This window comes from Pedobacter suwonensis, from assembly GCF_044762335.1.
GTDB lineage: Bacteria > Bacteroidota > Bacteroidia > Sphingobacteriales > Sphingobacteriaceae > Pedobacter.
Map to the genome: position 1 here is coordinate 180,944 of NZ_JBIWEB010000002.1, position 26,053 is coordinate 206,996.

Below are 26,053 nucleotides of genomic sequence, written 5' to 3' on the forward strand. Positions count from 1 at the left end.
ATCTGACACCACATCGATAATGTTATATGGAGAAGATTTCTTTTTAAGGTTAGGTTTCACCTTCTACCTTACACCTTCCAGCCTTATACCTTATTTAGGCTTTAACTTCATTATGTTGCTCAGCAGCGATGCCTTTCTCGGCTTTACCAGCATTCATAATTTCAGTTTGTTTACGGATGGATTCACCATGCATTAATTCCAGGAATTTCTCTGTAAAGTTTAAATCTAGTTTCAAAGCTTTTGCAAAAGCATGGCCTTTTTTAATAATGGCATCCCAACGGTTCACCTGTAAAATCGTTACCTGGTTATCACGTTTAAATTCACCGATTTTTTCTACAATAGCCATACGCTCACCTAATTTCTGTAACAAGATATCGTCAATTTTATCAATTGATTTACGCAGCTCGGCTAATTTATCGGCAGATGCTTCATTTGGTACTTCAGGTTCACGTACGGTTAAACGATCTACCAAATCAGCTAAAGCAGCTGGTGTAACTTGTTGTTTGGCATCTGTCCAGGCCACTGAGGGATCTACATGAGATTCGATCATTAAACCTTGCATATCTAAATCCAAAGCTTTTTGAGCAACGTAAGGGATTAACTCACGGTTACCACAGATATGGCTTGGATCGTTAATGATGGGCAGTTCAGGGCATAAAGTTTTTAACTGGATAGCCATCTCCCACATTGGTTCGTTACGGAAAGAACTTTTCTCGAAAGATGAGAATCCACGGTGAATAGCACCGATTTTAGTAATTCCTGCACCATTGATACGCTCAATTGCGCCGATCCATAACTGTAAATCAGGATTAACCGGGTTTTTAATTAATACCGGAACATCATGGCCTTTTAAAGCATCAGCAATTTCCTGAACGGTGAACGGATTTACTGTAGAACGTGCACCGATCCAAAGGATATCTACACCAGCGGCCAAAGCCTCTTCAACGTGTTTTGCATTTGCAACCTCTACAGCTGTAGGTAAACCAGTTTCCGCTTTGGCGCGTTTTAACCACTCTAAGCCAATACTTCCGATACCTTCAAATTCTCCCGGACGGGTGCGTGGTTTCCAGATACCTGCACGTAATACCGACACTTTACCGGTAGCCGCTAATAAGTGTGCTGTAGTTAATAATTGTTCTTCAGTTTCTGCACTGCAGGGACCGGAAATGATTAGTGGTTCGTTGTTTACGTTTAACCAGGTGTTTAAAGGTTGAATGTTTAAATTAAGTTTCATGATGACGGGTTTGTTTAAAGTCCTTATTCCGCAGTCGGATGTCAGGAATTATATTTTAATTATTTTATTATTACAAGTTTGAATATTCTACTATTTGTCTTCGTCCCAGACTTCGGACTTATTTATACTTTATCGTTCTTTTGATATTCTCCTAATATGTTAAAGTTCGATGTATATTTTAATGCTTTTCTAATGGCCTTATCATATTTTTCGGTGCTTGGCCATTCTAAATCGACGTAAAAGTAATATTCGTTTCTTTTACCTAAAACCGGCATAGATTGTATTTTTGTTAAACTTACTTCTTGTTCTGCGAAGATATTTAACACTGTTGCCAATGAACCGGCTTTGTGGCCAACCTGAAAGCAAATAGATGCTTTGTTTATTTTTTTGCCTTCGTCTGTTTTGTCTTTTTTCAGGATCAGGAAACGGGTATAGTTTTTCTTATTTGATTCTACACGGCGTTCTAAAATGTTTAAGCCGTAAAGTTCTGCTGCTAAGTTGTTTGCAATGGCCATCGTGTCTGTTAGTTGCTCTTGCTGTATGCGTTTGGCACAGGCTGCAGTATCATTGCTTTCTACGATTTTAATGTGTGGATAATCATAAAAGAAATCGATACACTGGCGGATGGCGATGGGGTGCGAAGTAACGACTTTAATATCTTCAAACTTTACGCCTGGTAGTGCCATCAAGTGCAATTGGATAGCTAAGTAAACCTCGCCTACAACTGAAAAACCAAAATCTCTGATCAGTGTATAGTTTGGTAATAAACTGCCGGCGATAGAGTTTTCGATCGCCATTACAACGAAATCTGCCTCGTTTTTCTCTAATTTATCGCAGGTTTCCTTAAAAGAATTACACTCAACAGTCTCAATGTCCCTACCAAAGAATTTGTATGCGGCCTCCTCGTGGAAAGATGCCTTAATACCCTGAATTGCTACTCGTTTTGTCGTTTCCATTTTTGCGTTAAAACAAAAAAGTCCCGGCTGGTTGCCGGGACTTTTTTATACATTTTAATATTGTTATATATCTTTTTGCATATTAGCCCCGGCTCTTACTAAAATAGTAAAAGTAGCCAAAGTAATATGTGTTTGTATTTTGCATTTCTTTTTTTGTTGAGCCAAATGTAGTAACAAAATTTAATTTGTCAATAGTAAATTGAAAATATTTTTAATGAAATTTAATTTTTTAATTTTTGAACCGTTTTGGCAATGAGTATATAATATTTAAATCTATTGTTTAGTTGATATGCAACTATCGATTTTAACTCCAGATAGCTGATATAAAAAGCAGAATTTAAGTCAGATATTGATTGAAATTATAAGCTCTCTATTATTTTCTTATGAGTTGCCTGGCTTTTTTTATAAATATTGGAAAATAGACTATCTTAATTTCATTTCAAATATCTTTCAATGTATACAAAAATACGAATTATACCTAAGTAAAAGAGATATTAAGTTTAAAGAGAGAAATTCCAAACTACTGTGCCTGATGGAGCGTAATCAGTGATAAAATTAGATGTAGTATATCATAAAAAGGGTCTGTGGAGACACAGACCTTGGTTTATTTTTATCCTGCAGAGCTTAGCTCGCCATGGTCGTTAAGTGCTTTTACTTTTTGCTTTTGCTCGTCATCATGTCTTTTCTGTTCTTCTTCACGCAGCTCCTTTTGCATGATTTTTGCAATTTTGGTACTTCCGTCATGGCTCCACCCAGGTGGGTTAAAAATGTATTTCACTTTATCCATGAAGGTGGGTGCCTTTTTTACATCTGCTGTTAGGGCAATAAATTCGTGGAAAATAATATTTACAGGGCCTGTATCGGTAGGCTGGGTGGTTAAGCCATATTTAACTTTATCTTCAGGTAACTCGGCCTGGAAGGTTCCAAACCACCTGTCCCACAGAATTAATACCATACCCATGTTTTTATCAAGGTAACGCACATTACTGGCATGGTGTACACGGTGATGAGATGGCGTTACAAAGATATACTCGTACCATTTCGGGAATCTGATATTGTATTGGGTGTGAACCAGGTTGCCATAAATTTGGGTAACCAGGTAGGCAAAAAGAATATCAACTGCCGTAAAGCCCATAAAGGCCAGGGGCAGGTAAAAGAAAACGCGGTATAATGGTTCAAAAACAGTTGAACGGAAACCCGTAGTTAAGTTAAAGTGTTCAGAAGAGTGATGGGTAACATGCATTGCCCAGAAAAAGCGTACGTAATGACCTACGGTATGCAGAAACCAGTATAAAAAATCCTGTGCTAAAATCAGCACGATCCAATAGAGCCAAATATTGGAAATCTGAAACAAGCGGAACTGGTAACAATAGGCCAATAAGAAAAAAGTAAATGTTTTGGTACCTAAATTAATCACAACAGCTGCAGTCATCAGATAGATGTTGGTCCAGGTATCGCGTTTGGTATATAATTTTCTGTCGTGCTGGTAGCTAAAATACATTTCAACCAGGGTTAACACGATTACGAAGCTAAAAAGCCCGATAACAGAAATATCACTTCCGGTATATTTCATTTTATAAACTGTTATAATAATCTAAACTGCTTAAAATATCGGTTGTACTTACACGGCAGTTAAACGTGCATTTACCTATGTTTTCCAAAAGTGAAAAGAGAATGTTTCCGTCTTCGTTCTTTTTATCACTTTTCATTAATTCCAAAAGGCTGTTATAGCTTTCTTTTTTAATATTGTATTTGGGATACAACGATAAGATATACTTGCTGATATCTTCCAGTTCTTCTGTACTCAATGTGCTGTTATTGATTGAAAGCGCCGCCTCGCACACAAAACCGATGGCAATGGCTTCACCATGTGTAAGCGGATTTTCGTCATTTGCCAAAGAATAACCTTCAATAGCATGGCCGATGGTATGTCCAAAGTTTAAAATCTTCCGCAGGTTTTTCTCATGCGGATCGATGGTTACCACTTCATTTTTAATCTCAACTGATCGGTAAATATCTGCTGCTGAGGGCGTTAAATAGTTGCTAACCTTAAGTTTTTCGTAATAAGCTTTGTCGTAAATTAAACCATGTTTAATCATCTCGGCAAAGCCCGATAAAAGTTCGCGCGGGGGGAGTGTTTTCAAAAATGCGGTTTCAATAAAAACCATTTGCGGGAGGGTAAAGGTACCCACCATGTTTTTTACATTATCGATATCAATTCCCGTTTTACCGCCAACTGAGGCATCAACCTGAGAAAGGAGGGTGGTGGGAATGTTGATAAAATCGATTCCGCGTTTGTAGGTAGAGGCAATAAAGCCACCCATATCGGTAATTACACCTCCACCAAGGTTGATCATCAGGCTTTTACGGTCGGCTTCAAAATCCAGTAAGGTTTTCCAGATGCCAATGCAGAAATCGATGTTTTTATTTTCTTCACCTGCTGAAGTTTCAATCAGGTCAAATTCAGAAAAGTCTAAGATGGATTGAAACAGGGGCAGGCAAACTTCACTGGTATGTTCATCAGTCAGTACAAAAACCTTGCTGTATTTATTGCTTGCTAAAAGTGTTTTTAAAGCGTCTAAATTGCTTTCGAAATAAAGCGTATGGCCTGCGCTGGTAAGTGGTTCCATTAAATAATTTCTATTTTATTTTCGCCAAAAGTAACAATATCGCCAACTCTAACCTTATAACGTTTGCGGAATTCGACCTCGCCGTTGGTTTTTACTAAACCATCTTCAACAACGGTTTGGGCATCACCGCCACTGCCTACCAATCCGCTTGCTTTTAACAGCTGGATCAATGGAATAAATTCGCCCTCTAATTTGAATTGTATCATTTTGTGCAAAAATACGATTATTTAAAGGTTTTTAGTTTTAACAACCAATGCTTTTTATAATTTTGCATCAATCTGACTTATTATATTGTAACAAATGGATTTATCCACCAAGAAACTGCCAAATTTCGATAATACGGAAATTGCATTCCGCCAAAAATCTAACCATGAACTTAAAAAAGCTTACTGGCTTTTTAAAATGATTGGAAATAATTTCCTCACGAAAGTTGGTCCCGCCATTACAAACTTTTTTTTAAATATTGGCCTGCCGATTCAGGGCGCCATTAAAGCAACCATTTTTCAGCAGTTTTGCGGCGGTGAAACCATTGCAGAATGTGATAAGGCCATTGCGCAACTGGACAAAGGTGGGGTAGGTACCATTTTAGATTATTCGGTGGAAGGAGAAGAAGAAGAAAGTGTTTTTGATGAGACCTGTGCCGAAATTATCCGAACCATTGTGCGTGCCGATGGCGATCCCAAAATTCCGATTACGGTATTTAAGATAACAGGTATCGGCCGTTTTGCGCTATTACAAAAACTGGATGCCAAAGAAACGCTAACTGCAGCAGAACAGTCAGAATATGAAAAGGTGAAATTACGCTGCGAAATGATCTGTAAAACCGCTTATGATAGAGGAGTGCCTATCATGATTGATGCAGAAGAAACCTGGATTCAGGATACCATTGATGAACTGGCGCTGGATATGATGCGTAAATATAACCGCGAGCGCATTATTGTGTACAACACTTACCAGATGTACCGCCATGATAAGCTGGCCGATATGAAAGCTGATCATTTGATTGCAAAAGCGGATGGCTTTATTTTGGGCGTAAAAATGGTACGTGGCGCTTACATGGAAAAAGAGCGTAAACGTGCTGCGGAAATGGGATATCCCTCACCGATTCAGCCGGATAAAGCCGCATCAGACCACGATTACAATGAATCTTTACGCTATTGTGTGGATCATATTGAAGATATTGCCATTGTTGCCGGAACGCATAATGAGGATAGCAGCAGGTTATTGACTTACCTTTTGGAGGAAAAAAAGATTACGCACAATCATCCGCATGTATACTTTGCCCAGTTATTGGGCATGAGTGATAACTTAAGTTTTAATCTTGCTGACTCAAATTATAATGTGGCCAAATATGTTCCTTATGGCCCGATTAAAGCCGTAATGCCTTATCTGTTCAGAAGAGCACAGGAAAATACTTCAGTAGCGGGGCAAACTGGCCGTGAACTTGGTTTGATTGAAAGAGAATTGAAAAGAAGAAAACTGTAGTTCAGTTGGCAGTTAGTAGTTTTCAGTTAACAGCGTCGTCATTTCTAAATAAGTGTGATTGTCAATCCTGAGCGTAGTCTAAGGATCTCTGCTACACTTTATTCGAGATGACGATTTTCTTTTAGTTCAGCATCTTTCATGTCTTATAGTTTTTTCATTGTTTTTGGAAATGAGAGTGCAGTAGTCCTTTGGGACGTGCAGTCTCGCTTTCCGCTATATCTTTTTGGCTGCCCTTCGACTACGCTCAGGATGACAGCCAAAAAGGATGCCGCTTCAATCGAGTTTATGTTGAAAGGTTTTCCAGAACCAAATTACTTCCTTACTACAAAAGATTGTTTGCCTGTCAGCAGATCATAAAAGAGGATAAAATCGCTGGCTAAACTATAAAGCGGGTATTGAAAGGTAGCGGGTTTATTTTTTTCAAAAAAGAAATGTCCAACCCATGCAAAGCCATAACCCAATACTGGCATGGCCAAAAAGAAATGCCAGTTATGAAAAAGAAATCCGGTAAAAAAAGCCAGGCAAACTAATCCGGTACCGATAAAATGCAGCACACGAGATGTGGTATTGCGATGTTCTGATAAATAAAATGGGTAGAACTCTTTTAGCGACTTAAACTTTTTTTCTGACATATTAATTTATAAAATTCCGTTCGCTTTTAAAAATGCGCCCAATTGTGACGGTTTTTCAGTCATTAATAAAGTATTTAAGCCCACTTTTTTGGCGCCTTCTATATGTTGTGGACTATCGTCGATAAACAGCGTCTCGGCCGGATCAAGGTTATTTTCTTTTAAAACCTGTTCGAAAATATTGGTATTGGGTTTACGGAGCTTCATGTGCTGAGAGAAATAAGCTTTCTCAAAATAAGCATCATAATTATTGATTTCGAAAGTGGTTTTCAGGTAATTGATAATCCAGTCATAGTGGATTTCATTGTTATTGCTCAACAAGAACGTACGGTACTTTTCTTTTACTTCAAGTAATAAATTATGGTTCTCCTGTATGGTTCCGATTAACAGGCTGTTCCATGCTTCGTCAATCTGCTGATCGGTTAATTCGGAATTGCCTGCGGCATTTCTAATTCCTGTTCTAAATTCGGAAGGAGAAATGGCACCGGTTTCAAAATCATCAAATAATTGATTGTGCGCTTTATGCGCAAAGAAATTCTCAATATCAGTAACGCCTAACTTTTGAAAAGAAGCCTGGGCAACTTTGAAATCGATATCAAATATTACGTTTCCGTAATCGAAAATTATGTTTTTAATATTTTGCATGAGATTCATCCTGATTTACTGCAAAGATATTAATGATGGATATTAAAACACCATTTTTTTATAAAATGAGGATATCGAGCTGATATCTGCTTGTGATGCTCATGTTGAGCCTCCTAAGGTTGGGGGCAGGTAGTCGAAACAGCCAGCAAGATGCTTTGATGAGCTATTGAAGCCCGCCATTTGGCAAAAAAGCCTGTCAGTCTATATCGATTAACATTGAATTCCCGCGTAGGCGGAAATCCAATGTTAAAAAATTATTTATTTAGGCGCTACTGTAATCGCCTGGATTATGATCCGTTTCTTCTTATCACCCGTTTTTAGGGTTTTGAACACAAAATAAATATCGTGTGACTTCCCGTCCGAAATCATTTGTACCGGCACACTTTTTCGAAAGGTAGACTTACCAATCAACATGCCTTTACTATCATCTAATCTGATTTCGATTTCTCCGTCGGATTCAGGATCAAGGTTCAGAAATGAATAGCTAAAACCAGAAATACCGGTTAAATCCACATTTTTAATGGCTATCCAACCATTGTCTTTGGTGAGAATGAGTTTTTCGCCGCCATAAATGTCTTTACGTTCAAAACCTGCAAAATCTTTGATGTCATCTGCATCGATGATATTGCTTTTGAGGTTGATTATGTTTGTTGTGGTTAACGGTTTTAAACCTGCAACACCGGCATCGGTATAGGTTGCCTTTAAAGTGAATACCGTTTTCTTTTTATCTGCAGCTGTTGCAGGAACGATTTTTCCCGAAGTTGGCAGTGAGGCTTTAACGGCTTCTTTGTTGCCTAAAGTCATAATCCACTCGGTAATTTTCTTCACTTCGGCTTCTTTCATTGCAGGGTGTGCAGGCATTGGTACTTCTCCCCATACACCATGGCTACCACCAATTACTTTTGATGCCAGGTAATCAACGGCTTTACTATCATTTTTATATTTAGTTGCTATTTTTTCGAAAGCAGGGCCGATAGAAGCAGCTGATTCTTTATGGCAGGTGCTACAATCGGATTTCAGCATGAGCGATTTGCCAATTAGCGTTTGTGCTGCCTGCTGGTGCCCTAGTTGTGCGCCGGCCAAATCAGTCCCTTCGGTATAGGTGCTTGAGATGTAAATGCGGTTGGTATTCACCTTTGCACCTTTATCGCTTACTAAAACTTTATAATCAATTGCTTTATTCGGGAAATAAAAACTCTTGTTACCACTTAAATTAATGGTTACAGTTGGGTGTTCGTTACCTGCATAAACAGGTATTACCTGGCTTTTTGCAGAAGCTTTACTGTTGTCTATCACCGTAACGCTTACCGGATATTCACCTTTTTTAGTAAAAGTATAATTTAATGTTGGGGTGCTGGTGGTTTTGGTAATTCCTTTCCCTAAGTTCCATATGTATTTTAAAGGGTCGCCGTCAGGGTCTTTAGCCGTAACGGTTGCCGTCATTTTATAAGGCATTAAACCACTGGTTTTTGCGATAGTAAGGCGTTCAATAGCCGGCGGACGGTTACCTTTCAGGTAATCAATTCTGGTAATTGCGGCATCAGGGTTTTTGCTAAACCAGCCTTTACCATACTCAAGGATGTATAGTTTTCCATCAGGTCCCAATTCCATATCGATAGGCGCGGCTAAAGAAACGTTAGCCATAAATGGCTCCATACTTACGTAATCACCCTGCGCATTCATGGTTACCGCTTTAACCCAGCCCCGTACCCATTCATAAATAATCAGCTTTCCATTGTAATAAGCTGGGTAAGGTGAGTTAGCAGTAGCATAATATACGGGGCCCGCCATTGCGGTACGCCCGCCCGCACCCACTTGCGGAAACTCTTTGGATTCGCCATAAGGATACCAGATATAAGCTGGTTGTGCAGGTGGAAGTTTCTCCAAACCGGTATTGTTTGGCGAGTTGTTTATAGGTGATTCGGGATCGAATGCATTTCCATTTGCGCCGTTGGTATAATCATAAGCCTTATATGGATAGTTGTTGCCTATAAACAGGGGCCATCCAAAATTACCTGCCTTACGCGCCTGGTTCACCTCATCATAACCTCTGGGGCCTCTTAGTGGATCGTCGTTGGTGGCATCAGGGCCAACTTCGCCCCAGTACAAAAAGTTGGTTTTCTGATCAACCGAAATACGGTAAGGGTTTCTATTGCCCATTACATAAATTTCAGGTCTGGTTTTTGGGGTATCTTTTGGGAAAAGGTTGCCATCCGGTATGCTATAGGTGCCATCTTCATTTACTTTGATCCTGAGTATTTTTCCCCTTAAATCGTTGGTGTTCCCAGCCGATCTTCTGGAGTCATATTGCTCAAATCCTTTTCTGTTATCAAGGGGAGCATAACCTTTGTTTACATATTGTTGTTTTGGTGCATCAAATGGGGTAGAGTTGTCGCCTGTTGATACATAAAGCAAATTATCTGATCCAAAAGCAATGGAGCCGCCGGTATGGCAACATATTTCGCGCTGAGAATAGAATTCGAGCACAATTTTTTCAGATTCTTTAACAATCTGATCGTTAACCAGTTTAAATCTCGAAAGGCGGTTTACAGATTTGTCAAAAGGGCTGTAAAAAAGATAAATGTATTGATTTACGGCAAATTTTGGGTCTGCGGCCATGCCCAGTAAACCTTCTTCAGCATTTACATTCGGGGTATTGGTTTTGAAATAGACATCAAGCTTGCCCGCTTCTTTTATTTTTTTAGTTTGGTTCTTATAAATCAATACTTCACCTCTGCGCTGGGCAACTAAAATGTCCAGATTAGGGAGCACTGCCATCTCAGTTGGCTCTGTAAATTCTCCCTGCGCCAGGGTAACTTTCACAAAGCGGTCTTGATCTGGTGTATCTATTTTTTGTTTTGGAAAAAAATTGAAAGTTTTGTGCTCAAAAACTTTTTTGTTTAAAGTTGTTGCCGATATAAAGATAAGTGCAAGAGCAGATAAAAATAGGCTAAGTGCTGTTTTCATTTATTTGGTTGAATGATTTTCAATAAATATAGGGTATAGTTTTGTAGGCTGGGGTATTGTATCAAAATTTATGCGAAAGGTTTTAGCATAATTTACTAAGCAGTGCGTATTTCTGAAGCGAATTTAAAATTTAATAATTATCTCATTATTAGTTGTGTAGATTAAAAAAACAGCATCAAAAGGATTGCAAATTGTAATAATTGCTCTTGAAAATCCAACAACCAAGAGTTGTTTTTTGCATTTATCTTATGTCAGTCTATTGTCATTGTGGTTTTAATATGTAAATTACGGAATGAACGATAAAATTAATTTTATTCTTGGAGTAGTTTTCCTCTTAAGCGGTTTTAGTGTTTTCTTTGTGATTTTTAGCGGAAAAAAGGGTTAGTTGTTTTTTTAAAAGCAGAACGCAATCTTCCTTTTTTGACTTCTTAAATTCTGTATCGAAATAAAATTTGATTGGTTAATATTCCACCTTGTTGTTACATGTGGCATTGTAAAATCATGCTGTATCAAATGCTCACAATCTTTCAGATGCCAATCGCGGGATCTTGATATCGGTAATATGCCCAATCTGACCGGTTACTTCAATCTAACTTTTTGCCATGTAGATGGTACTACATCATGTAGTTAAATTTTGCATATCGTGCCTGGCTGCTGCGCATATCATAAGGGCTTAGCTTTAAATCATTGTTATGATCTCCATATTTATTGAACTTGCAAAAAAAGTATTTAATAGCTAAACCTTTTGATCTTTTTTATGTTTAAGCAGTAAATTCCAGAGAAAATGCAGGGGACAGTAAAGTTTTATAATGAAACTAAGGGATTTGGTTTCATTATAACAGAAAACGGAGAAGAAATTTTTGTTCATGTTACCGGCTTAAGCGATAAAGTAAGCCAGCATGACCGGGTTGAATTTGAAGTAGTACAAGGGAAAAAAGGCACAAACGCAGTTGATGTTAAAAAGATTTGATAATTCGATGAGATTAGGTACTGTAAAGTTTTATAACCCTGAAGAGGGGATGGGTAGTATTATACCTTCAAATGGAGGGAAAGAATTAAGCGTTTTTGCCCATGGCGTGGTTGATCACATCAAAACCAGTAACATTGTTCAGTTTGATATCGAATTTACGCAAAATGGCATCGAAGCCACTAAGGTAATTGTGCTGTCGGCGTAGAAATAAGTTTCGGATATTAATTATCTACAAGCAAGAGTAGCTAATAGCGGTCAGCTTATAATGAAATGATTATTTTGATTTGGAAGGAGGACAGCGAATGAGCGGTATGGTAGAAAATTTTGCGGGTCCGGACGGCTTAATAACAGTATCCATATTACGCTGGCTCCTGAAGACCAATGCCTCCTGTTCATAATATATTTTAACAACTTGTAACCAAGTCGGATAAATTTGGTCTTATTGTTGTTTATTCTCAAGTTTTTATGATTCAGCTAGAGCCAATTAGCGGTTTTTTTCACAGAGAGCGTGCCTTACAGGCTATATATCCTATGCGCATGTTGATTGTATGCCATGGAAAAGGCTTTCTGTGTATGAATTCTGGCGATTACCCACTTTTGAATGGCCGGATTTTTTTTATTCCGGAAGAGGGCCTGGTTAGGCTCGATGGAGAAATGAGTTCGGGTTATTGGCTAAGTTTTAGTAGTTTGTTATATGCAGAATTTTTACTGCAGCACTTGGATCCGCAAGCTAAAAATCTCTTTTTAAACCTTTCTTTCAGGGATCTTGATCCGCAAAAATCAAGCAAAACGTATAATTTACTTGATCAGCTGAAAAGAGAAATTGATCATAAAAAGGATATGTCTTATATAGCACAATATTTATCGTTGTTTTTGGGCTTTACAGCTGGTTTGGATGGCTATCTTGCAGCTTTAACATTAGATGATTTACAGCAGGTATTAAGGTTCCGGGCAATTTTAGAGCAATTTTATAAGCAGGAAAGATCCATTCAGTTTTATGCTGAAGGCATGGGGATGAGTCCGGGCAGATTGAATAAATTTTTAGATCGGGTGCTTGGAAAAAGCTTGACCGTGCTGATTAAAGATCGTATTATGCGCGAAGCGGAAGTGCTGTTGCTTCATAGTGATTATACAATTGATGAAATAGCCGAAATACTGGGTTTTGAACAAACCACTAGCTTTAATACCAGTTTTAAACGACATAAAGGCATGTCGGTATTTCAATTTAGCCGCCTAAGCATCAGTTAAAATAAAAATTGGTGCGTCTGCCAAAGAAACTTCCATCAATTTGATTTGATCTCTTCTAGAAAACAGGTATTCCACACCTCACCACATTAATTGTTTCTCGCCTAACGCGTAAAGCTTTGCTCACTGTTTCTATTTTATCAGCCGCACCAATTTATGTTTGCTAAATTATAAAATCTTAATTTAAAGAAGAAGAAATATTCCTAAATATATTACGTATTTGTATTTTAGTATTTACAATTCGGGATGTTGCCGTTTTACAAGGGGGAGATATACATTTGGCCAGTCTAGAGTTTGTTGAAAAAACGATCCTTTTCAGGTTGAACAGCGATAAATTTCTGCAATTGTGTACGAGGCAGCAAAGCGTAAAAACATCAAACAGGAAGAAACCTGGTGCATTGAATTACCTGCGCTCTTTATAAAAAAAAACTGTTTTTTCTGCCACAATATAGTTCATTGCGCTCTGCTGTAAATTCCCTAATAAAGCCTTTGGACTGTGTTAATTTTCAAAGAGATAACCGCTGTAAGCCAAACCTTTGGCTACACTTTTAAAATTATCGCCGGAGTTTAACGGAATGTGTGGAAACTTGGTTTTAAATAAGTTTTGAACGGCAGATACCATCGAGGTTCCCCCGGTCAAAAACAAACAGTCAATATCTGCCGGGTTGATTTTATATGTTTCCATAAACCGGTCCAGATAGGCATCTATTTTATTAATGTCTTTTTCGATAATGGAATTGTACTGTTGCAGCGAAATATTTTCATCAATCTCGATTTCCATATTGCTATAGGCAAAAGTAGAATCAGGCTGATCAGAAAGTTCGATTTTGGTTTTTTCTATCGATCTGAATAAAGAATAACCCAGGTTATTTTCGATCAGGGTAATCAGGTTTTTGAATTTCGGATCGTTTCCAGAGTAATAATAATATTCTTCGATTTCTTTCTGAATTTTTAAACCGTTAAAGAAATTCATTTTATCCCAGGTGCAGATATTTGCAAAGAGCGATTTGGGCACATTTAAGACCTTGCCTGGTGTAGCTTCATACAGCGTGTTTTTACCGAAATATGGTGTTCCCCTGTCCCACATAAATGCCGAATCAAGGCTATCGCCCCCAATGTAGATTCCACCAGAGGCAATCATATCTTTTTTACGGTCTTTGCTGCCAACTTTATCGGGATCAAGGATGAGGTAAGTGAAATCTGTTGTACCTCCGCCCAGATCGGCCACCAGTACGCGCTCTTTCCTGGTAATTGTTTTTTCGTAGGCAAAAGCAGCCCCGATAGGCTCAAACTGAAAACGGACATCGGTAAAGCCGGCACTTTCTGCAGCTTTTTTTAACCTTGTTTGTGCCAGGGTATCTTTCATCGTATTGTCATCATCGAAAAATACCGGGCGACCTATAATGGCCTTGTTACATTCTTTGCCAATAATCTGATCCGCCTTCGTCTTCAAATCCCTCAGGATTAAAGTGACCAGGTCTGACGCAGTATATCTTTTATTATGGATACGGGTTTCGGTAAAAGTGGTTCTGGAAAGGATCTGTTTGATGGATTTTATAAAACGGCCTTTCATGCCATCGCTTAAATAAGCATCTATTGCTTTTTCGCCAACGATATGGCTTTCGCCATCAATAAGACTTTTTACTTCTGTAAAATAAATTAAGGATGGAATAGAAATGGTATCTACAATTTCTTTCTTTTCTTCATCGTAAATGGAAAGTGCCGAATTGGTTGTTCCAAAGTCGATTCCGTATAGAAAATTACTCATGGCTTGCTATGCTGGGGTTGGCGGGGCTAAAATGGGGTTGCGAAAGTATTAAAAAAAGTGTTAAGAAGTAAATTTTTTTTAAAATAATTCGCTGGTACCCAAATGTGCATTAATGATGCGGGTAATCTGTTGGCCGAGTTCTTTTGCATTACCAATTCCTACGCTTTTGATTGCTGCCAGCTGATCGGTCGTTCTTGGCATTTTTTCGGCAATAGAAAGTAATGCTAAATCAGAAAGTACAGCATAATCCTGCGTGCCGCGTTGCTGTGCAATTGTGCTACGCCATTCGACGAGGTTTTTATAAACCTGAGGATTTGAAATTTCTTTTGGTTTAATGTTCGATTTAACCGGTTTTTTTTCTGCTTGTTTATTTCCTGCGGCGTGTAAAGTATTGATATAGTCTATAATGGAAAATGGATTCCAGGAAATTTTAAACAGGGCCAATTTGATCTGGAACCCGTCTTTGCAATCGTTTAATATGGTAAGTAGTTTATCAGAATGTGTGTCGTTATAAAAGTTGATGGCCACAATTTTGGAAGTTAAAGTAATGAGCTGTTCCACTTTTGGAACAAAATAATCTGACGCTTTTTGCAAGCGATCCATAAAAGCTCTTTCATCTGCCGTGTTGTTATCGGTATTGATTTTCGAAAATTCCTTTGCAATAAAATTTTTGGCTACTTTAAAAATATCGTTCTGAAAGATCTGATTTCCAGTATCGTAAATAGCTAAAAACGCATTTTGCTCATCTCTGTCGATCAGCTTGGAGCGCCCCAGTTTTTCCCAGTCTTTGGCAACCAGCGAGAAATCCAGTAGTTCGTGGATCAATCGCCAGCTATATTGCTGCGTATAACGGGCTAACAGTTCGGGGGTAGGTTTATCCTGATGGGCGGCTTTTGTAAAACTGATTACTTTAGCATCGGTAATGATATTTTCGGCAAGCACAGGCGATTTTAAAATGAGCCCTTCCAAACTTCTGCAACGGCTCAGCGCCACGTAGGCCTGCCCATGGGTAAATGCAGTGCTTACATCTACTATCGCCTGATCAAAAGTTAAGCCCTGGCTTTTGTGTACGGTGATGGCCCAGGCCAGTTTAAAGGGATATTGTGAAAAGGATCCGGTACTGGTTTCGTCTATTTTATTTTCCTCATCGCTCAGGCTATATTTAACATTTTGCCAGATTTCTTTTTCTACTTCGATTTCTCTGCCACCGTTGGTGAAAGTTACTTTTATCGCATCCTGACTGATTGCAGTAATTTTAGCCGCTTTTCCGTTGTAGAATTGCTTTTTACCTGAAGAATCATTTTTAATGAAGATGACCTGCGCACCCAGTTTTAACTGAAGTTTTTCATCGGTGGGATAAGCGTCTTTAGGAAAATCACCACTGACTTCTGCATCGAATTCGAAAATTTCCCCTGGTAATTTTTCCAGACAGCCTTCGTTAATTTCGTTAACCAACTGGTTGTGCGTGGTAAGGGTGATGTAATCATCTTTCCATTCCTGATCCAAAGATGGATCGTAACGTTCATTCAGTTTGGCCAGAAGTTCTGCATCAAGGCTGTTTTCACGCATGCCATTCAAAATGTCAAGAAATACAGGGTCTGACTGGCGGTAAACCTTATCTAAGGTAAACGTCAGCATCGGCGTAGACCTGAAAATGAGGCTGTCAAAAAAATAAGGACTGGAGTAATAACTGCTCAGGATGTGCCAGGCATCGTGAAAGATAGGGGAGAGCTGGTAAAGATCACCGATCATTAATACCTGCACGCCACCGAAGGGAAGATTTGAACCTTTAACACGCTTTAAAGTACGGTCGATAAAATCAATCAGATCTACTCTGACCATACTGATTTCATCAATAATCAATAAATCAAGGCAACGTAAAAGTCTTGTTTTCTCATCTGAATACTTAAAACTGGTTTCTGCATGTTCATCAACAACCGGAACCAATGGCCCGAAAGGAATCTGAAAAAAGGAGTGTAGCGTAACACCACCAGCATTTATGGCCGCAACAGCGGTAGGCGCCACAATGGCAAAATTCTTTTTGGTGGTATCCCTGATTTTGCGCAGGAGGGTAGTTTTACCTGTTCCGGCTTTACCTGTTAAAAATACGGGTTGATTGGTAGTGGCTAAAAAGTCTAAAAGAAGTTGGTTGTCCTGGTCGGGCGTGTTCATATCAACTGCAAAATTAACCTATTCGAAATGGATTTACGGGTAGGTGAGCAGGCGTTTTATCCACATTTTTTAAGTAGTGGCCAGGCTTGCTATAATGAAAATTAAAATTAAGCGGTTGAAAATGAGTTTATATTCATTCTTTTTGTGAAAAAATGCCGAAAACAGTTTCCTAATTTCAATACAAATTTGTAACATTGCACTCGCAAAAAAGGAATGCCTTTTTTCCGGGCCTATAGCTCAGCTGGTTAGAGTAGAAGACTCATAATCTTTTGGTCCCTGGTTCGAGCCCAGGTGGGCCCACCCTAGTGGGCAAACTCGTTTTTACGATGTTTGTCCACTTTTTTTTGCTCTCTAAATCGCTGGAAATCTGATAGATAATTGACACCGCTTCGTTAATACGAGTGGTTCGATGTTGCTCTCCATCAAAACTCAGTTTTTCGGGAAAGATCGAACCAATTATCTCTCGTTTGAGAGCTACTTTCCCATTTTGATATAGTAAATCTAGGTTTAATAGCACGTCAACGGCTTTTTTTAGTTGAGCTTCGATATTAATCTTCGGTGTTTCAACGTTCAAGAGTTTAGCTTCTAACTTAGTTATTTGCTCCTCACACTCCGACTTCACGCTTTTGTAATCTATGCCGTCGAGATCACCATTCAAGAGTAGTTCTCTTGCTGTTTTAATCCGGTTGTTTAAACTATCGATTTTACAAAGTATTTCTTTCTTATTATCTCCTTTCGAAGAAAACTCAAAAGTATACATCTCATTCACTAACCTAGCGCACACTTCGGCCATACCAGCTTTAGGCACAAATTTTTTTAATTCCTTTAAAATTGCATTGTTGACATCTTCAGCTTTGTATCTGCATCCACAAGCTGAGGTACAGTGATAATAGTGATAATACCGATTTCTTCCTTTAGATGGGGATTTCGGCAATAGTAGACAGAGGATTCCGTTCCAAACTGTACACCCGTAGATTAGCCCGACTTTGAGCAGGACATCTTGAGAAGAGTCCCAAATATATCCATTCCTATCAGAACCACCGCAAAAGAAATTTTGTCAATGCTCTGCCTCCCATCCGCACAAAACTTCACTCCACGACATCCCGGATATGATTATCCAGTCAATAAAGCTGTTCTGAGGAAAGATTACATCCAAAAACCGACAGACAAAAAACTCCAGCAACACCCTTTTTAAAAAAACCATTTTTAAGCGCTTTAGCGCTCCGCTGAAGCTGCCTTGAGCACAAAAACAAACATTGAATCAAGTTGGCTTTAAATAAGCCTTAAAACCGCTTAAAATGAGCCGAGTGACCACTTTGAAGCGAAAACAGTGGCCATTTTAAACCGAAAAAAGTGACCACTTTGCAGAAAAACAAGTGGCCACTTTTGGAATAATCCCCACGCCGCCCCCTAATCTTATATTATGTTATACCGAGCTTTTTCCAAAAGTTTCAACTAAGGTCCGAACACGTTTTCAAACGGTAAACGACAGGTCGTTTTTGAACGCGTTTGGTAAATTCTGTCCTATATCTCTATAGATAAAATCATCGGTTTTTATCTTCGGTTACCGCCAAAAACATCGCCTAACCTAGCTACCGGCCGCTGTCCAGAAAAGGACAGGGCTAATGGCTCCTATGACTAGGATAAAATTTTCAGATTTTATCATACCTAGGGCAAACTTCGAAGCAGGTGGACGATGCCCAAAGGACAGGCAAATCGGCTCGCGCAATCAAGCGCGGGCCAGTTCTAAAATCGCCCAGAAAAGAAAATGATCATACTTTTAGAAATGGTGGTATCCCCATTTGCCATATAGATAAAAAAAGTGATTTCTATATTAGGATACAGTGGTACCCCAAAAATCTAGATGGAAAAATAAGCGCATAAAAAAAGGATGGCTATACATCCAGCCCTCTGCTTTGTAAGCTCCAGTTAAACTGCACATTTTTTGATTTGGCGGATCTTGCCAAGGCTACAGAAAAAGAAATTTTAATTAGGGTAAAAAGCCACAAAATCATTTACAAGCCTGTTGAATTTACACCTGTGGAAGCAGCACCAAGAAAATCAACACCCAGGTTATCACAAAACCTTCGGACTTTTCTTCTGTAGCTCGACTGAGCTGACATCCAATTCTTTTTGTTAGGTTGTGGTAAAATGAAGTGATCACTATGATTCGGGCGATTTTTTCGTTCAGCGGCTTTGTCCTGCTATAGTTCGTCATTAGGTCTGATACAGGTTTTCCTTTACCGATAGACAAATATTATCAGCCACGACAAATAGAAGTAGAATGTCTGTATTTTTTCTGATACAAATCACGTATAAATTAAATATTATTGATATTAGAGTTATATATCTAAAGCAATGCCTCACATTCAATCACCTAACGAAAAAAAAACATTCTTTTCCTTTTGCATTTAGCTGTTTATTAGTTCGAGAAGTATTGTTTTCTGATATACTTAGAAGGTAATCTATATCACAAATTAACCTTTAACAACTACAAATCAATCTATGAAAACAGGCAAAATTCTAGCTCTCGTAGCAATTTGTGCTCTTATTTTCGCGTATGCATGTAGGAAGGATAACGAATCGCTCGTTACTGACCTGCCAGTCAACTCGAATATAATTGAGCAAGCAAAAATCTTTTATGGCACGAAGGTCAAAAAAGAGAACCTTTCAAGCGCTCTTCTTAAAAAAATTGAAAAAAAGTCAACCTGAATGGGACGCTTCTTCAGAAACAGTTCAGGAGGATGGTACAAGGCTGATCCTCACAAAATATCCTGACTACAAAATATCAAGTAATAAGTGGTCCTACAGACGATCTTATCTGTTCGTGCAAAACCGTGCAAAAATACAGGAAGGATTTATCGTTGAAATATTTGGCGATAATGAGTTTCTAGAAAAAAATTACCAAAAGATTCTGGCAAATTATAACAGGGAGTCTTTTGAAGGATTTAACGGTAGGATACTCGTTTATGATCTAGAATACCATTTAATAGTGGGCAGGATATTTAAAGATGGAAAATCAATCGCTGGTCGTGCTAATATTGGAAAGAAAAGCCAGGCAAGTCCCAAATCGGCAACGCCTGTTACCCAACGTGCTGAAGGACAGTGTACCGCTTACTATCTAGTTACAACATACTATGATGCGTACGGACAGGCCTATGACCAGACCTGGGATTTTTTATACATGGATTGTGGTGGAAGCGGTGGAGGTCCCGGCGATGGCGGAGGAGGTTCTCCTGGGGGCGAAACTCTTGTCTATGATTGTTATGGAACTCTTAATGGAACCGCATATATGGCAGCGTGTGGTTGTATAAGAGGGGAAACCGGAATACCTGCGTGTCCTAAAGACCCCTGTGTAGAGAGGCAGAACGTGTCTGCCAGAGCAGCCTCAGCAGCTGTTTCCTCGCAGAAATCTACCATTATCAGTAACTCGACGAGCGTCGAATGGGGTACGGAGCAGAACATCAACGCCTGGCCGGGCGGTACCAGCTACAACAACGTCGCAGCGAGGGCAGGGACAGCATCAAATTCTTTCACGCCGACCTTTGTGTGGAATGCGACAGATGGTTATACACTGGGAGCAGCACACGGCCATCCCGGAGGAACGGGACCATCTCCGAGGGATGTGTTTTGGATGTACGATAATCTTTATAATTCACAGTTGGTCGCTGCAGGTCCAGATGCAAAGAACTATTACCAGACCAACGTGTCGATAACCACATATACCCCGAACGGCACTACCTACGTTGTCCAGATTAATGACTGGGCTGGTATTTCTATGGAAAGACAGAAATTTATGATGGATAATACGGGATATAATAATGATTATATTGCAGAGGCACAGAACTACATGTTTGCAAATAACTCGACTGATAATGGTACCGCCGGAATATGGGCACTGATGAGTTTGATGGGGGATAAGATCAGGGTTTACAAAGCCGAACCCGGTTCTGATACTTTTGAGCCATTGGAAAAAATTGGTTTTACCGTTCAGGGAAAACCTTGTTATTACTAAAAACTGAAATTATGAAAACGATAACTATTTTTGTTGTTTGTGTGGGAATGTTTCTTATTTCCGCAAACACTTTCGCACAAAACGCTACTTTAAACAGTAAAACAAGCTTCTCGGCCCCTCAGGGATTTATCAAGAAAACAGACTCTGAAAAAATGATGATAGCCAAGGGTAGGCAGATAAAAGCCGTAGAACTACCTAAAGAGCTAAATAAAGCTTCATATGCTTATGGTGATCTTCTGGTTACTTTATCATCTTCTGAAAAAGCAGCCAATGTCGATCTTGCAAAATTAAAAAAGGGACTTGACGAATTTGGCAGCGGTTCTTCTACCTACAGTTCAAAGATCGTTGATGTCAATGGTATAAAGGCACTGGTGATCGAAAATTCTGCTGAAAACAAGATAAGGTTTTATGCAACAAATGCGAATGGGACCTCTTTAGTTAATGGACTTATTGAATTTGAGAAGGAAAACAAAAGTAAGGCATCTCAGATCTTACCTGAAATCTTGAAAAATATAATTTTCAAACAATAAGTAAACATTTTTTATAAAAGCTGATTGTGAAGCAAGTTATAACAGTAGGTCGGACCAATAAGGTTCTTAACAGCTTATTCGTTATCCTGTTTGCCTCTGCATTGTTCAGCCTGCATTTTTTAGCATTAGAGCATGCCTTTTCAAATTTTATAAATTATGATAGGCATGCTCTTTTTGTCATATTGATACTGATTGGAGTGTTTTTCCTGTTTAGGAAATTCTACTGCAGGGTTACGCTACGAACCATTATAGTCGGGATGTTCTCATTATATATTGCTCTCGGGGCACATTTAACAAATCGACAGGAATATATATCATTAGCCCTTATTTTTTTCTTGATTTTCACTGTAATACGCCAGCTTTTTGTTAACAACAGGTGGATTTTCTTCCATTGCTTTGTTGTTGCGAATCTTGTTACAGCAATATTATATTTAACAAATCAGCATCTTTTTGACTTTTTGGATTATTTGTCAAGCAACTCCTCAATTAATACCGGTCTCAATGCAAATTACTTCGCTTCTATAACTCCATTTTGCCTATCTTTTTTCTTCGGTAGGAAATTTATATTGAGGCATAAAATATTCCTATGCCTGAATATATTATTACTTATTTTTTCGATTGTCATAATTGTTGAGAGCCACTCAAGGATTAGCTTGCTGGCCATTTTAATTACTGTGCCCTTTACCGTACTCTGGCTTTGTAGAACTATAACCTTCCAAAAGATATTCGCTAATTATATAAACCTATGGTTACTGACTATTATCTTCGTTTTTTTTTGCTACTTCCTGTATCAGTTCAATCCCAAATCTGTTCAAGGGCGTTTTCTGATTTATAAGGTTTCCTTTTATCTCATCAAATCAAACTTAGCACTGGGTTGTGGACCGGGCGGTTTTTCATCAAATTATAATTTGTGGCAGGCGAAATATTTCGCAAAGAATAGTAATGACTCTCAAAATGATCAACTACTCGCGGCAAATACTTATGAGTCATTTAACGAGCCACTTCGCATACTTGCGGAATATGGTATTATTGGTAGCGTAATTCTATTTTTAATTATTTTGGTAACCATCGTAGGAATAAAAAAAAGGAAGCTTAACTTTTATTGTATGGGTGCGGTCGGATCATTATTATCTGTATTGATATGCGGCCTGATGTCATATCCATTATCCCTTTATTCCGTTCTTATCAATATTATTTTTTTTTTCTCCACATTACCTTATAAAGAAAACAGGTTAATTGTACTGGATAAAATCACAAACTATCAAGTTATTTTCAAAATCAGCTTTTTGGCGTGGTGCATTTATTTGGGGTATGCTCAATTGCAGGTTGCAAAAAGCGAACGGAGATGGTCGCGAGCGGCACTGTTGGGCTTGGAGGGAAATTTTTCGGCGGCAAATACTGAGTTCAAAGCTTGTTACAGATACCTTAAATACGACGGCAGATTCATGTTTGATTACGGATCTGAGTTGTCATATGCCAATCAAAATAAAGAAAGTATCAAGGTTCTGAAGATTGCTGCCAACCTCTATCCAAATGATCAGATCTTCATCAATCTTGGCGATACATACCAGGCAATCGGAGATTTCTCAAAAGCACTCGAATCGTATAAAATGGCACGATATATTTTTCCTAGCAGATTTTCCTCGAGGTATAAAAAGCTAAAATTGTGCGAGAAAATAGGCGCCCACGCCGATGCTTTCGCAGAAGCACAAGAGATAATGTCCTTACCAGTAAAAATTCCATCAGGAGACATTGATTTTATGAAAATGCAAGCAAGTAGTTATATAGAAAAGCACGGTAAATGAGAACTTTGTATATTGTGGCTTTTATTTTATTAATGGCTTCCTGTCAGCAAAATCTCGAAATTCCTTTTGAGATCAATAAAAGGATCGTTGTTTCTCAGCCCTGCAATTTTTTTGGGTACTCAATAAACAGGGATAGGTTTTTCGTTCCCGAATTCTTTGTGGGATCTTTCAATTCAATTTATTCTCAAAAACCGATAAGATTAGAAATTATAAATGACAGATCGGCATATATACAATCAATTTCATGTGATTGCAAAAAGGTAGCATCGCTGGTAGAAGCTACAAATAACAATGGGTATTATTTGGCATATTCGGATTTAAGGACTGGGAATAATGAGTTTTTTCAGGAAGAAGGAGGTGTAAGATCGCCTGCTTTTTCTCCCAGGGAAACTTTGTTAGCTTATATCTCAGTGTCGGAAATTACGATTTATGATTATAAACGCCGCAAAAATTTAGAGCTGGGTCCAATGGATATTAACTTTCGTGCACTGACATGGTCATTGGATGGGGCAGAATTGCTGTTGGAGGATGCTGACTCGAATATTTGGTCGTATGATATCAAGCTAAGAAAATATTGTCAACTGGTACAAGCAAAATCTTTTTTCTATGGAAACAGGAATATTATTTCAGATGACCAGAACCCAGATATATTCTATTATCTAGATGACACCAAAACTGGATTCAATGATATATATAGATTTGAAAAGGGCAAAGGCAGTTCATTATTTTATGCCTCAGCTTCAGATAAATATCTACTTAATTATCCACAAAGTAAAGACGGGTTGTATTTCAGGTCGGTAGAGAACGGAAATGTTTTAATAAATAAACTTACTCCAAAAGGTGTATCCTATATTTCTGAAAAAGGCGTCTACTACGATTATTTTAAGACAAAATCTGGCGTGGTTTTCAGCCTGTATTCCAATGTTGGTACTCCAGCTACATTTGATGTCTCGACAGATGGCAAAACCGTCTATAAGGGACCAAATGCAACAATTGACAATACAATAATCCCAATTGCCGAAAGGAACGGAGAGGGTATGACCCATTTTATTTATAAGCCCAAAGAAAAAATTAAAGCATGGGCGGTTTATTTACATGGGGGATCATGGGAGCAAAACCAGGAGCGTTACAATGTGTACATTAATTCCTTGGTGGACAAAGGCATTGCGATCATCGTATTAAATTATCTGGGATCGACCGGAATCGGTAATATTTATGAATCAAGGGAAGATAGTAATCTTCTAAGCAATCAGATTTTAAATGTTCACAGGGATCTGAGAGGTATGGTTATAAAGTATAGGATCAGCGGAAAAGTTTCTTTAATTGGCGTTAGTTATGGTGCTAAGATTGCCCATGGTTATGCCGATTCATATTCAGCAGAAATCAATAGTGTAGTCGATCTGTCAGGAACGGAGGATAGTTTTAAAAGTTATAACGCCAAAAGGTTATTTATTTATGGAGACAACGATTTATGATTGCAGATAAAGATCGGTTGGCCATGCTTTCAAAAGCATCTTTATTAAAAAGTACGCGTATAGAAGTTTATAGAAATGAAACCCATTATATCGCACAACGCAAAAACATGGTCAGGACAATTGATTTGATTTCGGATTTTATTACCCATTGACAACCTTTAAGTTATCTGGATGGTCCCTGGAAACATTACAAATATTTCCCCTTTGAGCCTTTGTTTTAAATCGATGGATAAGAACTAGTGAATCAATGTGCTCTGCTTATTTCTCCTGCACCTTTTTTTGTTAAAAGTATTTCCGATCCGGTGTTGTAAATGCGTGAATTTGTAAATCCCAATCAAACGCAAATTCATTGATATAAACTTTGTTGTTGACTCCTTAAGATGTTCCTAAAAATTTAAGCAATTTTTTTAGCCAAATCAGCGATTAAACGTAAATCAGATATGAAATGGTTCGAGAAGCGCCCATTTGGGTCCACTGACAATCAAGCGCTTAGATGTAAATCTACGTGCTTTTTTGTTTTTGGTACGAAATAGGTATGAAAAGTCAGGATCAAATTTAATTTACGGCTGTTTTAAACCGATTTGATCATGTTTGCTGTTAGCTTTGACAGAAATTTAGGGATAAATACCAAAAGTAAATACTGCATGAAATAATCCTTTTCCAAAAATTACTTTATCCTTGGCCTGTCGTCTGCTTTTACCCATTCATCATGTTTACAATTGTTGCATTCGGCTTTTTGTTCTTTATTGATGTTGTGAACTTTGCCGCAGAAGCTACAGGCGTAAAGTCCGGCAAGATCTACAATTTTGGACGCTTTCGCAAAATCTTTGGGCATGATCGGCAGGCCTGGCTGCACCTCTTCATCTGGAAAAAAGAAGATGCTTACGCAGCCAGAAGTTTCCAATATGGCCGTTTTAACCTGACCGAGATGGGAAACGCCCTGTTGCCGCAGTTCGGAAAAGAACTCATCCTGGGCGAGGGTTTCTTTCCGAAATTCATTTACGGAGAATATGCCCCCCTCAATGATGTAGGTAGCTTTGCCTTCAACCAGATCGTCAAACCGCTTGCTTTTAGCCATTAGGTAGGTAGTAAGCCTGTAGGCACCTACAATGATGGCAAATATGGCTAAAGGTACCATGAGCCCGATTTCTTTATAGAACATCGGATCTCCGGCTGCGGAACCCAGACTGATGATGACTACCATTTCAAATACCGATAACTGTCCTACTCCGCGCTTGCCAAGAAGCCTTAACCCGATGAGTATGATAAAGTACATCAGTATGGTGCGTATGGCAATTTCGATGAGAAATCCCCACTGTTCTTCACCTACCATGATTTTGGTCCAGTCGATATCCTGCATATTGAGATTTATTTTGTGTGAATCAGTTTAAGTTAAATGTAAATATTTCTCAAAAAAGTTGATCTGCCTGGAATTCCTCACCAGTAAATGGGTATTAATGGTTTTGGTCAGATCTTCTTTTTACCCTTATGCCAGCCCTGTGAAGCTCATCACAGTACAACAACATT

Annotated in this window: 19 protein-coding genes and 1 tRNA gene; 9 read left to right on the forward strand and 11 right to left on the reverse strand. The window is 38.6% G+C overall.

Features of this window, described 5'->3' with window-relative positions; translation table 11 throughout:
* Positions 1-94: 94 nt before the first annotated feature.
* From ACIQXP_RS04385 to ACIQXP_RS04405, 5 genes are all read right to left on the reverse strand, one after another.
* Positions 95-1,234 carry a chorismate mutase gene (locus ACIQXP_RS04385; protein WP_134203313.1) on the reverse strand — a complete coding sequence of 380 codons (1,140 nt, stop codon included), beginning with the start codon at positions 1,232-1,234 and terminating at the stop codon, positions 95-97.
* A gap of 122 nt (positions 1,235-1,356) precedes the next feature.
* Entirely contained in the window at positions 1,357-2,190 is an 834-nt protein-coding gene (locus ACIQXP_RS04390; RefSeq protein WP_090987951.1) for a prephenate dehydratase, read from the reverse strand.
* Positions 2,191-2,800: 610 nt separating this feature from the next.
* A complete protein-coding gene (locus ACIQXP_RS04395; protein WP_387504615.1) occupies positions 2,801-3,763 on the reverse strand; it encodes a sterol desaturase family protein in 963 nt (320 codons plus the stop codon).
* 1 nt (position 3,764) lies between these two features.
* Positions 3,765-4,820 (reverse strand): 3-dehydroquinate synthase, encoded by a 1,056-nt coding sequence (gene aroB / locus ACIQXP_RS04400; RefSeq protein ID WP_293743731.1) that lies wholly within the window; start codon positions 4,818-4,820, stop codon positions 3,765-3,767.
* Entirely contained in the window at positions 4,820-5,026 is a 207-nt protein-coding gene (locus tag ACIQXP_RS04405) for an RNA-binding S4 domain-containing protein (protein ID WP_134203316.1), read from the reverse strand. Before ACIQXP_RS04405 ends, aroB begins: the two co-directional genes overlap by 1 nt.
* Before the next feature lie 94 nt (positions 5,027-5,120).
* Here ACIQXP_RS04405 and ACIQXP_RS04410 point away from each other — a divergent pair, with 94 nt between their 5' ends.
* Positions 5,121-6,305, forward strand: coding sequence for a proline dehydrogenase family protein (locus ACIQXP_RS04410; RefSeq protein WP_387504617.1), 1,185 nt, complete (start codon positions 5,121-5,123; stop codon positions 6,303-6,305).
* 311 nt (positions 6,306-6,616) lie between these two features.
* Here the strand turns inward: ACIQXP_RS04410 and ACIQXP_RS04415 are convergent, their stop codons facing one another.
* The 3 genes from ACIQXP_RS04415 to ACIQXP_RS04425 all read right to left on the reverse strand — a co-directional run bounded on the left by ACIQXP_RS04415 (position 6,617) and on the right by ACIQXP_RS04425 (position 10,546).
* Complete coding sequence (locus ACIQXP_RS04415; RefSeq protein WP_387504619.1) at positions 6,617-6,937, reverse strand: Mpo1-like protein; 321 nt, start codon at positions 6,935-6,937, stop codon at positions 6,617-6,619.
* A 6-nt stretch (positions 6,938-6,943) separates the two neighbouring features.
* Entirely contained in the window at positions 6,944-7,579 is a 636-nt protein-coding gene (locus ACIQXP_RS04420) for an HAD family hydrolase (protein WP_293743728.1), read from the reverse strand.
* Between the two features lie 258 nt (positions 7,580-7,837).
* Complete coding sequence (locus ACIQXP_RS04425) at positions 7,838-10,546, reverse strand: PQQ-dependent sugar dehydrogenase (RefSeq protein WP_387504620.1); 2,709 nt, start codon at positions 10,544-10,546, stop codon at positions 7,838-7,840.
* 784 nt (positions 10,547-11,330) lie between these two features.
* On the opposite strand from ACIQXP_RS04425, the gene ACIQXP_RS04430 reads away from it, so the two are divergent.
* The 3 genes from ACIQXP_RS04430 (at position 11,331) to ACIQXP_RS04440 (ending at position 12,764) form a co-directional block, all read left to right on the forward strand.
* Positions 11,331-11,516 carry a cold-shock protein gene (locus tag ACIQXP_RS04430; RefSeq protein WP_293743726.1) on the forward strand — a complete coding sequence of 62 codons (186 nt, stop codon included), beginning with the start codon at positions 11,331-11,333 and terminating at the stop codon, positions 11,514-11,516.
* Positions 11,500-11,721, forward strand: coding sequence for a S1 domain-containing protein (locus ACIQXP_RS04435; protein ID WP_145860925.1), 222 nt, complete (start codon positions 11,500-11,502; stop codon positions 11,719-11,721). Before ACIQXP_RS04430 ends, ACIQXP_RS04435 begins: the two co-directional genes overlap by 17 nt.
* A 260-nt stretch (positions 11,722-11,981) precedes the next feature.
* The gene (locus ACIQXP_RS04440; RefSeq protein WP_293743725.1) at positions 11,982-12,764 is read left to right on the forward strand and encodes a helix-turn-helix transcriptional regulator; all 783 of its coding nucleotides are present in this window, start codon (positions 11,982-11,984) and stop codon (positions 12,762-12,764) included.
* A 496-nt stretch (positions 12,765-13,260) separates the two neighbouring features.
* Here the strand turns inward: ACIQXP_RS04440 and ACIQXP_RS04445 are convergent, their stop codons facing one another.
* A complete protein-coding gene (locus ACIQXP_RS04445) occupies positions 13,261-14,529 on the reverse strand; it encodes an Hsp70 family protein (protein ID WP_293743724.1) in 1,269 nt (422 codons plus the stop codon).
* A 78-nt stretch (positions 14,530-14,607) separates the two neighbouring features.
* Complete coding sequence (locus tag ACIQXP_RS04450) at positions 14,608-16,701, reverse strand: HRDC domain-containing protein (RefSeq protein WP_387504622.1); 2,094 nt, start codon at positions 16,699-16,701, stop codon at positions 14,608-14,610.
* A gap of 226 nt (positions 16,702-16,927) precedes the next feature.
* Here ACIQXP_RS04450 and ACIQXP_RS04455 point away from each other — a divergent pair.
* The 5 genes from ACIQXP_RS04455 (at position 16,928) to ACIQXP_RS04475 (ending at position 24,526) form a co-directional block, all read left to right on the forward strand.
* Positions 16,928-17,001 (forward strand) — tRNA-Ile (locus ACIQXP_RS04455).
* Positions 17,002-19,342: 2,341 nt separating this feature from the next.
* Positions 19,343-20,716: a hypothetical protein gene (locus ACIQXP_RS04460; RefSeq protein ID WP_387504623.1), complete on the forward strand. Its 1,374-nt coding sequence runs from the start codon at positions 19,343-19,345 to the stop codon at positions 20,714-20,716.
* 11 nt (positions 20,717-20,727) lie between these two features.
* A complete protein-coding gene (locus ACIQXP_RS04465; RefSeq protein ID WP_387504624.1) occupies positions 20,728-21,246 on the forward strand; it encodes a hypothetical protein in 519 nt (172 codons plus the stop codon).
* A gap of 26 nt (positions 21,247-21,272) precedes the next feature.
* Positions 21,273-23,051 (forward strand): O-antigen ligase family protein, encoded by a 1,779-nt coding sequence (locus ACIQXP_RS04470; RefSeq protein ID WP_387504626.1) that lies wholly within the window; start codon positions 21,273-21,275, stop codon positions 23,049-23,051.
* Between the two features lie 392 nt (positions 23,052-23,443).
* Positions 23,444-24,526, forward strand: coding sequence for a hypothetical protein (locus ACIQXP_RS04475; protein WP_402759888.1), 1,083 nt, complete (start codon positions 23,444-23,446; stop codon positions 24,524-24,526).
* 667 nt (positions 24,527-25,193) lie between these two features.
* On the opposite strand, the gene ACIQXP_RS04480 is transcribed toward ACIQXP_RS04475, so the two are convergent.
* Positions 25,194-25,886: a DUF421 domain-containing protein gene (locus ACIQXP_RS04480; RefSeq protein WP_293742427.1), complete on the reverse strand. Its 693-nt coding sequence runs from the start codon at positions 25,884-25,886 to the stop codon at positions 25,194-25,196.
* Positions 25,887-26,053: the final 167 nt, after the last annotated feature.